The sequence below is a fragment of the Arthrobacter sp. StoSoilB5 genome, from assembly GCF_019977235.1.
Lineage (GTDB): Bacteria > Actinomycetota > Actinomycetes > Actinomycetales > Micrococcaceae > Arthrobacter.
The window spans coordinates 3,435,915-3,450,216 of the sequence record NZ_AP024646.1 but is presented as its reverse complement, the minus strand read 5'-3'; the positions used below and the strand labels follow the sequence as shown (position 1 = coordinate 3,450,216).

The following is a 14,302-nucleotide window of genomic DNA, read 5'->3' as shown; positions in this document are numbered from 1 at the left end:
CCAAGATCTTCAGTTATGGAATATGGGTCTCTGCACTTGGATGATCGTTCCGAACATCTGGACCGCATCCAGCCTCTACCCGAGGGACCTTCAGGTCGAAGCCGGACCACCGGAGCGAATCCGCCAAGTAACCCTTGGCAGGAGTGTAGGGGCGCGGCATCCCTGCCGCAAGGCTTTCCCGTTACAGATCCATGGATTTCGGCCAAACGGCAGTAGATTTAGGGGGAGACAGCCGCCCGCAAGGGCTGTCAACAGGCCACCCAGGAGAACCGAACCGCCTTGCATTTGAAAAGTCTGACTGTCCGCGGATTCAAGTCGTTTGCGTCGGCCACCACGTTCGACTTCGAGCCCGGCGTCACCGCAGTCGTCGGTCCGAATGGCTCGGGTAAGTCCAACGTTGTGGATGCCTTGGCGTGGGTCATGGGGGAGCAAGGCGCAAAGACCCTCCGCGGGGGAAAGATGGAAGACGTCATCTTTGCCGGCACGTCCGGTAGGCCCCCTCTGGGACGAGCCCACGTTTCACTGACCATCGACAACGCCGACAACGCGCTTCCCATTGAGTACAGCGAAGTCACCATCTCACGGACACTGTTCCGGACGGGTGGTTCGGAGTACGCCATCAACGGGGCCCCTTGCCGGCTCCTGGACATCCAGGAGCTCTTGTCCGATTCCGGACTGGGACGCGAGATGCACGTGATCGTGGGCCAAGGCCAGCTGGACCGCGTACTGCACGCGACGCCCGAAGACCGCCGCGGCTTCATCGAGGAAGCCGCCGGTATCCTGAAGCACCGCCGCCGCAAGGAAAAAACCGTCCGCAAGCTCGAAGCCATGCAGGCCAATCTTTCCCGGCTTGGCGATCTCACTGCGGAGATCCGGCGTCAATTAACGCCTTTGGGCAAGCAGGCGGAAATCGCCCGCCGCGCACAAACAGTCCAGTTCGACGTCAGGGACGCCCGTGCGCGGCTCCTCGCCGACGACCTCGTCCAACTGATGACTAGCCTCGAGCAAGACGTCGCAGACGAGGCCGCCCTGAAGGAACGCCGCCAAGTGGTTGAGGCAGAACTGGGCCATGGGCGGCGACGCCAGGCCGCTTTGGAACAGCAGGCGGCTGAGGCAACCCCGCGGCTCAATGCTGCACGGGACCATTGGTACCAACTGTCGGCAGGCCGGGAGCGGCTACGGTCGCTGGGGTCCCTGGCCGCTGAGCGTCGCCGGCTACTGGGCTCCTCGGAGGCTGTGCCGGACTCCGGCCGAGATCCCGAACAGCTGGAGCGGCAGGCGGCGAGGGTTCGTGAGGAACAGGCCGCCCTGGAACACGACGTCCTGGCAAAGCAGGCAGCCCTCCTGGAAGGAACAGTCGCCAAGGATTCTGCGGAGGCGCTCGCCGCCGCCGAGGACAAACGGCTGACGGCCATGTTGAGGGCAGCTGCTGACCGCCGGGAAGGTCTGGCCAGGCTCGCGGGCCAGGTCGCGGCCGCACGCTCCCGTGCCGAGGCGGCGGAGGCCGAGCGCGGTCGGCTCCGGGAATCACTCGCTGCGGGTAACGAGCGCCGCCGCCACGCCCAGAGCGAATTCACCGCACTCGAATCCCAAGTTGCGGGGGTTGAAGACGGCGAAGAGAGTCTTGACGCCGAGTACGAGAACGCCAATGAGGCCCTGGACTCCGTGCTGACGGAGATCGAAGAGTTGAAATCCGCAGAGCGGGAAGCACTTCGTCAACGGGACGCCCTGACCGCCCGCCGCGACGCACTCCTTTTGGGACTCAACCGCAAGGACGGCTCGGAGCGCCTGCTCTCCGGCGATGTCCAAGGCATTCTGGGGCCGCTTGCCGGGATGCTGGCCATTGAGTCCGGTTATGAGGCCGCGATATCGGCGGCACTGGGCTCTGCATCGGACGCGCTCGTTGTTGGGGACTCTGCTGACGCCGTGGCCGCGATCCAACTGTTGAAAGAGGACGACGCCGGCAGGGCCGCGCTGCTCATGGCTGACGCCGTGGCCGGGGCTACTGAAGCACCATCCTCCTCGCGACTCCCGGCTGGCTGCAGATGGGCCGTGGACGTCCTCAAGGTCACTGAACCAGCTGCCCAGGGTGCCTTGGCGCTCCTGGCCGGAGTCGCCGTCGTCGATGATCCGGCAGGAGCCGCAACGCTGATCGGCGAGCACCCCGGACTCAAGGTGGTCACCCGTGCAGGCGACGTTTTTACTGCGCTGACCGCCCAAGGCGGATCGGCCACGGCGCCCTCGCTGTTGGAGATCCAGGCAGCAGTGGACGACGCCGTAGCCAGCCTTCAGGAGGTTACGGCACGCTTGGAACGGGGACGGTTCGCCCTGGCTGCGGCCGAAGCGCGTCGCGTCGAAGCCCAGGACCGCACTGATGCCGCCTTGGAAAGACTGCACGAATCAGACGCCAGGCTTGCGGCCGTAGCCGAACGCCTGGGACATCTGAATTCCCTCCTCCGCAGCGCCGTTGGCGAAAGCGAACGGCTTGAGGCTTCGCTGGCACGGGCGGAAGCGAACATCGCAGAAGCCCGGCTGGACCTGGAAGTCGCGGCAGAGCGGCTGGCGGCTGCCCAGGAAGCGCCCGACGACGAACCGTCCACCGATCAGCGGGATGAGCTTGCATTACAGGCCAGGTCGGCCCGCGCCTTGGAAATGGAGGCGCGGCTTGCCCTGCGGACCGCGGAAGAGCAGCTAGGAGCCATCAGTAATCGCGCGGCCGCCCTGGAACGCGCCGCAGCCACGGAACGGCGGGCCCGCGAAGAAGCTGCACGGCGGGCCCAACGGCGCCGCGCACAGGCCCGGCGTGCTGCGGCTGTTGCGTCAGCCGTGGAGCAGGCGCTCCACTTCATCGATATTTCCGTGGATCTGGCAGGGCAGGAACGCGACCTTGCCGAGCACGTTCGGGAACAGCTGGAGAAGGAGTTGACCCGGGTGCGCTCGGGGAACGATTCCCTGGCAAAGGAACTCGCCGAACTTACTGACTCTGTGCATAAGGACGAGATGGCCAGGACCCAGCAGCGTCTTCGAATCGAGGCCTTGGAGGCTCGTTCCATCGAAGAACTCGGGCTATCGGCCGAACAGCTCGTTGCAGATTACGGCCCTGATCAACCGGTCCCACAGCCAGCTGGCGCAACCACGGACAAGTGGGCGGAACTCCGGGCGCCGGTGGACGAAACGGGTGCACCGCTCGTGGAAGGAATTCCCTTCGACCGGGCGGAGCAGGAGAAAAGGCTCAAAAAGGCCGAGCGCGAATTGGCGGCACTGGGCAAAGTCAACCCCCTGGCGCTGGAAGAGTTTGCCGCCCTTGAGGAGCGTCACCAGTTCCTCAGTTCCCAACTGGAGGATCTCAAGTCCAGCCGGAAGGACTTGCTGGACATCATCAAAGAGGTGGATAACCGCGTCCAGCAGGTCTTCACCGAAGCCTTCGCCGATACCTCAGCGCAGTTTGACCACGTCTTCGCACGGCTCTTCCCCGGAGGCGAGGGCAGGCTGGTCCTGACGGATCCGGACGACATGTTGACCACTGGCATCGAGGTGGAAGCCAGGCCGGCAGGTAAGAAGATCAAGAGGTTGTCCCTGCTCTCCGGCGGCGAGCGGTCACTCACCGCTGTGGCACTGCTGGTGGCGATCTTCAAAGCCAGGCCGTCGCCGTTTTACGTCATGGACGAAGTGGAAGCGGCCTTGGACGACACCAACCTGGGCCGGCTCATCACGATCTTCGAAGAGCTTCGGGAGTCCAGCCAGTTGATCGTCATCACACACCAGAAGCGCACTATGGAAGTGGCCGACGCCCTCTACGGCGTCACAATGCGTGGCGACGGGGTGTCCACCGTCATCAGCCAGCGGCTCGGTGCCGGGGCATAGCTTTATGAGAAGGTAGGGGAGTGAACGATTTCCTACCCATAATTCTGTCCATTCTCGCTGCGCTCGTCGTGCTCGGCGGGCTGGTGCCGGTACTGATGAAGGCCCGGAAGTCAGGGGCCAAGTACCCCGGAACCCGGGACGCCAATGACCCGGTTCAGTCATCGGCCGCAGGCAGCGGAACCCTTGTGGAGGATCGGCCGGATGCCGTAACAGCACCTCCTGCCCCAACCTTCGACGGAAGAGTTGAAGGTGCTGATGTTCCGGATGATGCCGCTGGGTTGGAGACCATCGCCGTTGAGACGCCGGCGCCAGTGGAAGGCCGCCTGACCCGCCTCCGCGCCCGTTTGGTGAAATCGAACAACATTCTGGGCAAGGGTCTGCTGGCTCTGCTGTCCGGGGACAAAATCGACGATAACGTGTGGGACGAGGTTGAGGAGACACTGCTTCTTGCCGACCTCGGCACCGAGCCCACCATGGAGTTGGTCGATGCCCTCCGGGAACGCGTCAAGGTGTTGGGCACCCGCAGCCCCGAGGATGTCAAAGCCATGCTCCGTGAAGAACTCATCAAACTCGTCGATCCCACCATGGACCGTTCCCTCAATGTCGAGCGCAAGGGCGACCGACCCGCCGTCGTGCTTGTTGTTGGCGTCAACGGCGTGGGCAAGACGACGACGGTAGGTAAGCTGGCGCGCGTGCTGGTGGCCGAAGACAAGGACGTGCTGCTGGGTGCGGCCGATACTTTCCGCGCGGCCGCAGCCGAACAGCTGGCTACATGGGGTCAGCGTGTTGGCGTTCCCACGGTCAAGTCGGACATCGATGGTGCCGACCCAGCCTCCGTTGCCTACGAAGCCGTCAAAGCAGGAATCGACCAGGAAGTCGACGTCGTCATGGTCGATACCGCCGGGCGCCTCCAGAACAAGACCGGCCTGATGGACGAGCTCGGCAAGGTCAAACGAGTGATCGAGAAGTTGGCTGAGGTGGACGAGGTCCTGCTGGTCCTTGATGCCACAACGGGTCAGAACGGCCTCAACCAGGCACGGGTCTTTGCCGAGGTGGTCAACATCACAGGCATCGTGCTGACCAAGCTGGACGGCACAGCCAAGGGCGGCATTGTCGTCGCCATCCAGAAGTCCCTTGGCGTGCCCGTCAAGCTCATCGGTCTCGGCGAAGGCCCTGACGACCTCGCACCCTTTGAAGCCGAGGGCTTTGTGGACGCGCTGCTTAATTAGTCCCCGTCCATCCAACAGTCTCCACGCTGGCTGGCTGGCAGCGGTGGTCCTCGGTGAGGGCAATCGCTGCTTGCCAGTCAGTTTTTGGCTTTAAGGGGTTCGCGCGCCACCAGCCATGCAGCGGCGGTGAGCAGCAGAACGCCGCCGGTGACAGCGAAGGCGAGCCCGTAGCCGAAGCGGTCGGCGAGGATCCCGGCTACGACGGGGCCGATGATGGCCCCGGTGTCCGCGGCCATCTGGAAGACCGCCAGCACCTTGCCGCCGGATCGTCCCCGCCCAATGACATCAGCGACGGCGGCCTGTTGCGCAGGACCCAGCAAGCCGGAACCGAAGCCCGCCACAGCCGAAGCGGCGAAGAATGCCGGAAGGTCAGTGGTCAACCCGATGACACCGGTGGCGAGGCCAGTGATGACAAGGCCTGGAATGAGCAGGGGCTTCCTTCCCCAGGCATCGGCGAGGCGCCCGGAGAACGTCAAGGCAATGGCGTTGCCTACGGCAAAGACCGCCAGCGCCCACGCCGCGGTCTCCGGCCGGGACGCAAGTGCAGCGACGGCAAAGAGGGGAATCGTGGCCATTCGGACACCAAACGTCACCCAGCCATTACCGAAGCTGGAAAATACAGCCGCCCGGTACGCTGAATCCGCCAGCGCTTCCTTCAGGGTCATGGGTGGAGCGGGGGCGGCATCCTGTCCAGCGGTACCCTCGCCGCTAAGCATGGTGCGGACTACCAGCGCCGCAAGGAGCAAGGCTGCCGCATAGGCAAGGAACGGTACGCGAAGGCCGAAGCCTGCCAGCAGGCCACCAACAACCGGGCCCAGGACGCTGCCAATCAGAAAAGCTGACGCGTACGCCCCCGACACGCGGCCCCTTCGTTCCGGTGGTGCCAAACGAATGAGCAGCCCCATGGCAGCGACTGTGAACATCACGGACCCCGCTCCGCCCAGGCCCCGGAAAATCAGCAGCTGCCAATAGTTCTGGGCGAAAGCACATGCAGCTGTGGAAACGGCAACGATCAGTAGGCCGGAGACATAGACGTTCCGCTCTCCGAAACGTCCGATGAGCGAACCGCCAGCCGGGGCGAAAACCAGGCGCATGAAGGCGAAGATGCTGACAATGACGGCGGCAGCTGTGGCACCAACGTCGAAGGTGGTGGCGAATTGCGGGAGGACGGGTGCTACGAGCCCGAAGCCCAGGGCAATAAGGAAGGCTGCGGCCAACATCACCTTAATGTCGCGGGGCAGCGGTCTCTTCTCCTGCCGGATCCTTGGATCTTCAACGGATCTGGGCGACTCAGCCATGCGGTGGGGGTCCTTCAATTCTGTGTATTTGCGGGGAAGTGTGACGCATGAAACATATCCGTAACAACGGGGATATGCACCATTTACGTTGGGGAGGTTGTTGTAACGAGCCTGCAATGTAAAACCTGCGCAGGCGAAACACGGTGGCACAAAAATCTTAAGCAGGACGCAAAACGGCGTCAGGACGGCGGTTGAACCGCAGATCTAGCAAGAGAGGAACGTGCACCATGGAACTTACCGCAGGTCACGTATGGGTCATGGTGGCGGCGGCACTCGTGCTGTTCATGACTCCCGGTTTGGCATTCTTCTACGGCGGCATGACCCGCGCCAAGGCAGCACTGAACATGATGATGATGAGCTTCATCTCCATCGGCATCGTGGGTGTGGTCTGGGTGCTGTGGGGCGCATCGATGAGTTCGGGCGAAGGCTTCATGGAGGTCGTGGGCAATCCGTTCGCTACCTTCGGCCTGGAAGGCATCACCACGCCTGATGGCTTGATCAAGGTCGGCTATGCCGCCACCTTCGCTATCATCACGGTAGCCCTCATCAGCGGTGCTATCGCAGACCGCGCCAAGTTCGGCGCCTGGAGCCTCTTCGTTCCCGTTTGGGTCACCCTGGTCTACTGCCCGCTTGCCTACATGGTGTGGGGCGGCGGCCTGTTCGGCCCTGAAGGTGCAATCGGCAAGGCCCTCGGTCCGGCCATTGACTTCGCCGGCGGCACCGTGGTGCACATCAATGCAGGTGTAGCGGCACTCGTCCTGGTCCTCATCATCGGTAACCGCCGCGGCTTCGGCAAGGACCCGAACCACCGTCCGCACAACATCCCGTTCGTCATGCTCGGTGCAGCCATCCTCTGGTTCGGTTGGTTCGGCTTCAACGGTGGTGCAGCAGCCACTGCTGAACAGGCTGGCCTGATCTGGATCAACACCTTGGCAGCCCCCGCCGCGGCCATGATCGCCTGGCTCGTCACAGAACGCATCCGCGATGGCCACCCGACCTCACTGGGTGCAGCGTCCGGCGTGGTCGCCGGCTTGGTCGCCATCACTCCCGCCTGTGCCAACGTCAGCCCGGTGGGCGCCCTTGGACTCGGTGTTGTAGCCGGCGTCGCCTCCGCCCTGGCAGTCGGCCTGAAATTCCGCTGGGGCTTCGATGACTCCCTGGACGTCGTCGGCGTCCACCTCGTCTCCGGCATCATCGGCACTGTGGCGCTTGGTTTCATCGCCCTTCCGGCAGACGGCGTTGGCGGTGGCCTCTTCTACGGTGGCGGTCTTACCCAGCTCTGGGCACAGCTCGCAGCAGCCGGCGTTGCAATTGCCTTCTCGGCAATCATGACGGCCATTATTGCCTTCGCCATCCACAAGACCATGGGCTTCCGGGTCTCCACCGAGCAGGAGAGCGTGGGTGTTGACCTCAGCCTGCACGCCGAGACTGCCTACGAGTTCGGCGTCGGTGGCCACGGCGGAAGCTTCCAGCCGCTGCACGACCTCGTTACGGGCAAGTCTGAAGAGAAAGCTTCCGCAGAAGGCAAGGAGAGTGTCCAGGCATGAAGCTCATTACAGCGATCGTCCGCCCGGAAAAGCTTGAAGCAGTCCGGGAAGGCCTGGAAGCGTACGGGGTCCAGGGTTTGACGGTCAGCGCGGCAAGTGGCTACGGCCGGCAGCGCGGCTACACCGAGGTGTACCGCGGCGCCGAGTACAACGTAGACCTGCTGCCCAAGATCCGCATCGAGGTTCTTGCCACGGACGAGCAGGCAGATGACATTCTTGATGTCCTCATCGCCAGCTCCAACACAGGACGCGCCGGGGACGGCAAGGTCTGGACCGTGGATGTTTATGAAGCAGTTCGAGTTCGGACCGGTGAACGCGGCTCAGCCGCCATCTAGGTTCTGAAACACGAAAGCGGGCCGGGTACCAGCAAAGGTACCCGGCCCGCTTTCTGCGTTGCGGGTGTGTCGATTCACCCCTGTCTTAATTCACGACGGCGGTGTGCCAGTCCGCCGGTCCGGCACTACCGGCGTCGTACTCATCCAGGGGGACGCTGTCCTGGCCCCAGGCCCGGAGTACGGGCTCAATGATCCGCCAGCAGTCCTCGGCGGTGTCGCCCCGGACTGAAAGCAGGGGATCGCCGGTGAGCACGCCCTCGAGCACTTCACCGTACGGCAGCATGCCGGGCTCGTTGAGTTCGGCCAGCAAGGTGGCACGGTCCAGAGCGAAAATGTTACCGGGGCCATTCACATCGACGTGGAGCTCGAGGGTGTCCGGCCCGAAGCCGATCCGGAGTTGATTGGGGGAGTCCACGCCGGTGAAGCCCACGGGCAACTGGGGAACAGGCCGGAAAGTGATGACGGCCTCCTTCCGGCGTTGTCCCATGGCTTTTCCGGAACGGAGGATGAACGGGACACCCTTCCACCGCCAGTTATCGATGTTCACCCGGACTTCGGCCAGGGTCTCGGTGTTGCGGGAAGGGTCGACGCCTTCCTCTTCGGTGTAGTCGGGCACCTTCCGATCTCCGAGGCTCCCCGCCGTATAGCGGGCGCGCCGCGTCGAGTCCTTGTAAGGCGCCTTGACGCTGCTTGCGCGCAAGACCGTCGCCACGGCGTCGCGGAGATCGCGTTCCTCGATGGTTGCCGGTGCATCGATGGCAATGAAAGCCATGATGTGCAGGAGATGGCTCTGGATCATGTCGCGCAGGGCCCCGGCGCCATCGTAGTAGCGGGCTCGTCCTTCGAGGGCGAGGTCCTCATCGAAGACAATTTCCACCTTTTCTACGTGCTCACGGTTCCACACCGGTTCAAGGAACCGGTTGGCAAAGCGGAGGCCAAGGATGTTCAGGACTGTCGCCTTGCCGAGGAAGTGGTCCACGCGGTGGATGTGGTCCTCGGGCACCAGCGTGGCAAGTGTTTCGTTGAGTTCGCGTGCTGATTCCGCGCCGGAGCCGAAGGGTTTTTCCAGCACCAGCCGGGTGCCGGGCGGCAGCTGCTCCCGGCGGAGAACCTCGCAGGCCTTCTGGCTGACGTGCGGCGGCAAGGCGAAATAGATGGCAATGGGCCCCTCCAAGCGCGCCAGGAGGTCTGCCAGCGGACCATCGGCGGTTACATCCACTTGGTGGTACTCCGTGGATTCTGCAGAAGCTGCCAATGCCTTGCGACCGCTTGCATCGGCTGCCTTTGAGGCAGCCGCAAATGCGCCATTAACCCTCTCCTGCCATTGCTCCGGCGTCCAGGGATCGGACCCCGCTCCCACCAGCCGCAATCCTGGCACCCTGCCGGTGGCCAGTAGCCCCGCAAGTCCAGGGAGGAGCAGCCTGCCCGTAAGGTCCCCGGATGCGCCGAGGATGAGCAACGTTTTCACAGTTGTTTTGCTGGTCACTGTGCCAGCATGCCATCTTGCAGGTGCGACTTGGTACCCTAGATAGTCGAGTCCCGTAGTTGAGGCAAATTTGTTGGGGCAAGAATAAGTCAAGACTCTGGCGTGCCGCATTGGCCGCCAATCGCAGACCATCGAAAGAAGTGCACGGCGCGTGTTCAATTCACTCTCTGACCGGTTGACAGCAACCTTCAAGAACCTCCGTGGCAAGGGCCGCCTCTCCGAGGCTGATGTCGATGCCACCGTCCGGGAGATCCGCCGTGCCCTGTTGGACGCGGATGTTGCCGTGTCGGTGGTCCGCGAATTCACCTCGCGCATTCGCGAGCGGGCTCTGGGCGCTGAGGTGTCGGGTGCGCTGAACCCGAGCCAGCAGATCGTCAAGATTGTCAACGAGGAACTCGTGGAGATCCTCGGCGGTGAAACCCGGCGCATCCGCATGGCCAAGACCGGCCCCACCATCATCATGCTTGCCGGCCTTCAGGGTGCAGGTAAGACCACCCTTGCCGGCAAGCTCGCCAAGTGGCTGAAGGCCCAAGGCCACAGCCCCATCCTCGTAGCTTGCGACCTCCAGCGGCCCAACGCCGTGACGCAGCTCCAGGTTGTGGGCCAGCGTGCTGGCGTCCCTGTTTTCGCGCCGCACCCGGGAGCAACCTCGGAGTTGGAGCACCCGGCCGGTGACCCGGTAGCGGTCGCCAGCGCCGGTGTGGCAGAAGCGCGCCAGAAGCTGCACGACGTCGTGATCGTGGATACCGCCGGACGCCTCGGCGTGGACGCCGAGATGATGGACCAGGCACGCCGGATCCGCCAGGCGATTATCCCCAACGAAGTCCTCTTCGTGATCGACTCCATGATCGGCCAGGATGCCGTCAACACGGCCATGGCGTTCGACCACGGCGTTAACTTCACCGGCATCGTGCTGTCCAAGCTCGACGGCGATGCCCGCGGTGGTGCCGCACTTTCGGTTGCGTCCGTGACGGGAAAGCCGGTCATGTTCGCGTCGACCGGTGAGGGACTGGACGACTTCGAACTCTTCCACCCGGACCGTATGGCTTCGCGCATCCTGGACATGGGTGACGTCCTCACCTTGATCGAACAGGCTGAAAAGGCCTGGGACAAGGACGAAGCTGCCCGGATGGCGAAGAAGTTCGCCGACCAGGAAGACTTCACCTTGGATGACTTCCTCGCCCAGATGCAGCAGATCCGCAACATGGGTTCCATGAAGAAGATGCTCATGATGATGCCGGGTGCGCAAAACATCCGCCAGCAACTGGAGAACTTCGACGAACGCGAAATCGACCGTGTCGAGGCGATCGTCAGGTCCATGACTCCGCACGAGCGCGTTGCTCCCAAAATCATCAACGGCTCCCGCCGTGCCCGCATCGCAAAGGGTTCAGGTGTGCACGTCTCGGAGGTCAACGGCCTCCTGGAGCGCTTCGCCCAGGCCCAGAAAATGATGAAGAAGATGGCCCAGGGTGGCATGCCTGGTATGCCGGGCATGCCCGGAATGGGTGGTCCCGGCGGCGGCCGCAAGGGTGGCAAGAACGCTCCCAAGAAAAAAGCGCGCTCCGGTAACCCCGCGAAGGCGGCCCAGGAACTGCGCGACGCCGAGGCCAAGCGGGCCAACGCGGCCTCGGCGGCTCCTACCGGAGCGGCGTTCGGCCAGGGCGCTGCGGACTTCGATCCGTCCACGCTGAACCTCCCCAAGGGCTTCGAGAAATTCCTGGGTAAGTAACCCGAATTTCCATCCCAGCCAATTGACAGTTGACGGGCGTTGTGGGAGCTCATCACGGCGTCAGCTGTCATTTGGCTGCGATGTCAGGCCTCTGGACTAGGGTGAATCCATGCACAAGCAGCGCGTAGTCTTCGTCCACGGACTGGGGAGTTTTGGCGCCTCGGCATGGCCCAGGCAGCACGGTATGGCTCTGTCATATGACGCGCTTTTCCTCCGCCGGCACGGCTTTGATCCCACGGACGAACCCTTGAAATCGGACGTCGCTGCTGACATCGGCATCGTGGTGGCGTCGCTTGAGGATGCAGGTGGCGGCCACATCGTGGCGCATGAGCAGGGCGCAATTTCCGGCATGCTCGCAGCGGTTGACCGGCCGGAGCTTGTGTATTCGCTGACACTCGTTGAGCCAGCCTGTCTGTCCTTGACAGCTGAGCTGCCTGCCACCGCATACCATCGTTCGCTCATGGAGCCACTGTTTGCGGTGCGGGACCAGCTCAACGACGCCGACTATCAACGCGAGTACTTCAGGCGCGCATTCTCAGCCGAAGCGAGCGGCCTGGACACGCTGGAAGCGCGCCGTTCCGCGCGTCGCCTCCGGCTTCAGGCGCCCCCGTGGGAGGCGCCCCTGCACATCGTCCCTGGCGTACCTACCCTCGTCCTTACAGGCGGCTGGGAGCCATTGTATGAAGAAATTGCCGGGTACCTGCAGGAAACCGGCGCCCTCCGACGCGTAGCAGCGGGAGGGCACCGGCCTCAGGACTCGGTTGATGGAGACCGGATTATCCGCTCCTTTGTAGCCGACGTCGTCCGGACGAGGTCAGTTAAGGTTTCCTGACGCTCCCGCCGCTTGGGTGGAGGGCGCCTGGGTGGAGGGAACCTGCAGCTCCGGCAGGTAGACCTTGCCGCCTGATGCCAGGAACTCTTCGCTCTTCTCCCGCATCCCGCTGTACATTTCCGCAATGGCTGCCTGCGACTCCGCTGATCCGTATTCGTCGCGGATGTCCTGGCTGATGCGCATGGAACAGAATTTGGGTCCGCACATCGAGCAGAAGTGGGCTGTCTTCGCCGGTTCCGCAGGCAGTGTTTCGTCGTGGAATGCCTCTGCAGTGACAGGGTCCAAGGAAAGTGCGAACTGGTCGCGCCAACGGAATTCGAAGCGGGCCTTGGAGAGGGCGTCGTCGCGTTCGTTCGCTCCAGGGTGGCCCTTGGCGAGGTCAGCGGCGTGCGCCGCGATCTTGTACGTGATGACGCCGGTCTTGACGTCGTCCTTGTTCGGCAGTCCGAGGTGCTCTTTCGGCGTCACGTAGCAGAGCATGGCGGTACCGTAGCGGGCGATTTCCGTGGCGCCGATGGCTGAAGTGATGTGGTCGTAGCCGGGGGCGACATCGGTGACCAGGGGACCCAGGGTGTAGAACGGTGCACCCTTGCAGAGTTCCTGTTGGCGCTCCACGTTCTCCCGGACCAGATGGAACGGTACGTGGCCCGGTCCTTCGACCATCACCTGGACGTCGAACTCCCATGCCCGCTGCGTCAGTTCGGCGAGGGTGTCCAGCTCGGCGAACTGGGCAGCATCGTTGGCATCCGCCGTGGCGCCCGGGCGCAGCCCGTCACCGAGGGAGAACGCGACATCGTACTTGGCGAAGATTTCGCACAGCTCATCGAAGTGCGTGTAGAGGAAGTTTTCCTGGTGGTGCGCCAGGCACCAACCCGCCATGATCGAGCCGCCGCGGGACACGATGCCGGTGACCCGGTTGGCTGTCAGCGGCACATACCGAAGCAGCACGCCTGCATGGATGGTCATGTAGTCAACACCCTGCTCGCACTGCTCGATCACGGTGTCGCGGAAGATCTCCCACGTGAGCTTGTTGGCTTCGCCGTTGACCTTTTCAAGGGCTTGGTAGATCGGGACAGTGCCGATGGGCACCGGGGAGTTGCGGATGATCCACTCACGGGTGGTGTGGATGTCATCTCCGGTGGAGAGGTCCATGACGGTGTCGGCGCCCCATTGCGTGGCCCACTGCAGCTTGTCTACTTCTTCGGCAATGGAGCTCGTGACCGCGGAGTTGCCGATGTTGGCATTGATCTTGACCAGGAATGCCTTGCCGATGATCATCGGCTCGGATTCAGGGTGGTTAATGTTGTTGGGGATGATGGCCCGGCCTGCGGCGACTTCACTCCTGACGAGTTCAACATCGCAGTTCTCACGCAACGCCACGAACTGCATTTCAGGCGTAATGATGCCTTGCTTGGCGTAGTGCATCTGCGTGACGGTCTTGCCCTCGACGGCGCGGCGGGGCACTGGCTGAGCGCCCTTCCACTCTGCCGACGCTGCGCCGCGGCGGACAGCCGACTTGCCGTCGTCGAGCAGGTTCCGTTCGCGGCCCGAGTAGGCTTCCGTGTCGCCGCGGCCCTCAATCCATGCGGCTCGGAAGGGCTCCAGGCCCACTACGGGATCACTGCCCGGCCCCGCGGTTCGGTACACCTGCAGCGGAGCGTTTGCTTCGCCGTTGGGGGACGGTTCAAGCGCGATCTCCGTGACGGGTACCCGAATGCCATTCGCGGGGTCTTCCAGCCAAGCCAGCGAATGGGATTTCAGCGACTGTGTGACGCTTCCCGCCGCATTTTCGCTGGTACTGGCCTGGCTTTGGGCAGGGCTGTGCTGTGTTTCGGTGGTGCTCAAGGATTACTCACTTCCTTCGCCGGCATTACCCGGACAGGTTCAACGGTCGCAGACTGCGTCAGTCCGATCTCAGCCCCTGCAAGGGCCCCCGTGTGGTCGTAGACGAAGCTACCACAGCCCGCGGCCTGCACCCCAGT

The 14,302-nt window shown here is 63.4% G+C and carries 9 protein-coding genes and 1 riboswitch; of the genes, 6 read left to right on the top strand and 3 right to left on the bottom strand.

Features of this window, described 5'->3' with window-relative positions; translation table 11 throughout:
• Positions 1–279: 279 nt before the first annotated feature.
• Together smc and ftsY are read left to right on the top strand one after the other, a co-directional pair.
• Positions 280–3,864: a chromosome segregation protein SMC gene (smc, locus tag LDN75_RS15585; RefSeq protein WP_223933273.1), complete on the top strand. Its 3,585-nt coding sequence runs from the start codon at positions 280–282 to the stop codon at positions 3,862–3,864.
• A 20-nt stretch (positions 3,865–3,884) separates the two neighbouring features.
• Positions 3,885–5,093: a signal recognition particle-docking protein FtsY gene (gene ftsY / locus LDN75_RS15580; RefSeq protein WP_223933271.1), complete on the top strand. Its 1,209-nt coding sequence runs from the start codon at positions 3,885–3,887 to the stop codon at positions 5,091–5,093.
• A 77-nt stretch (positions 5,094–5,170) separates the two neighbouring features.
• Here ftsY and LDN75_RS15575 read toward each other — a convergent pair whose 3' ends face one another.
• Positions 5,171–6,391 carry an MFS transporter gene (locus tag LDN75_RS15575; protein ID WP_223933269.1) on the bottom strand — a complete coding sequence of 407 codons (1,221 nt, stop codon included), beginning with the start codon at positions 6,389–6,391 and terminating at the stop codon, positions 5,171–5,173.
• 227 nt (positions 6,392–6,618) lie between these two features.
• Between LDN75_RS15575 and LDN75_RS15570 the strand changes: the two genes are divergently transcribed.
• Positions 6,619–7,938 carry an ammonium transporter gene (locus LDN75_RS15570; protein ID WP_223933267.1) on the top strand — a complete coding sequence of 440 codons (1,320 nt, stop codon included), beginning with the start codon at positions 6,619–6,621 and terminating at the stop codon, positions 7,936–7,938.
• Positions 7,935–8,273 carry a P-II family nitrogen regulator gene (locus LDN75_RS15565; RefSeq protein ID WP_223933265.1) on the top strand — a complete coding sequence of 113 codons (339 nt, stop codon included), beginning with the start codon at positions 7,935–7,937 and terminating at the stop codon, positions 8,271–8,273. The genes LDN75_RS15570 and LDN75_RS15565 overlap by 4 nt, the downstream gene beginning before the upstream one ends.
• 85 nt (positions 8,274–8,358) lie before the next feature.
• Here LDN75_RS15565 and LDN75_RS15560 read toward each other — a convergent pair whose 3' ends face one another.
• The gene (locus LDN75_RS15560) at positions 8,359–9,759 is read right to left on the bottom strand and encodes a glucose-6-phosphate dehydrogenase (RefSeq protein ID WP_223933263.1); all 1,401 of its coding nucleotides are present in this window, start codon (positions 9,757–9,759) and stop codon (positions 8,359–8,361) included.
• A 151-nt stretch (positions 9,760–9,910) separates the two neighbouring features.
• On the opposite strand from LDN75_RS15560, the gene ffh reads away from it, so the two are divergent.
• Both ffh and LDN75_RS15550 read left to right on the top strand, forming a co-directional pair.
• Positions 9,911–11,488: a signal recognition particle protein gene (gene ffh / locus LDN75_RS15555; protein WP_223933261.1), complete on the top strand. Its 1,578-nt coding sequence runs from the start codon at positions 9,911–9,913 to the stop codon at positions 11,486–11,488.
• Positions 11,489–11,597: 109 nt separating this feature from the next.
• Entirely contained in the window at positions 11,598–12,320 is a 723-nt protein-coding gene (locus LDN75_RS15550) for an alpha/beta hydrolase (RefSeq protein ID WP_223933259.1), read from the top strand.
• Here the strand turns inward: LDN75_RS15550 and thiC are convergent.
• Entirely contained in the window at positions 12,303–14,165 is a 1,863-nt protein-coding gene (thiC, locus tag LDN75_RS15545) for a phosphomethylpyrimidine synthase ThiC (protein WP_275959785.1), read from the bottom strand. The two genes, LDN75_RS15550 and thiC, sit on opposite strands and share 18 nt — an antisense overlap.
• Positions 14,160–14,267, bottom strand: a riboswitch (TPP riboswitch). Its footprint overlaps the gene before it by 6 nt.
• Positions 14,268–14,302: the final 35 nt, after the last annotated feature.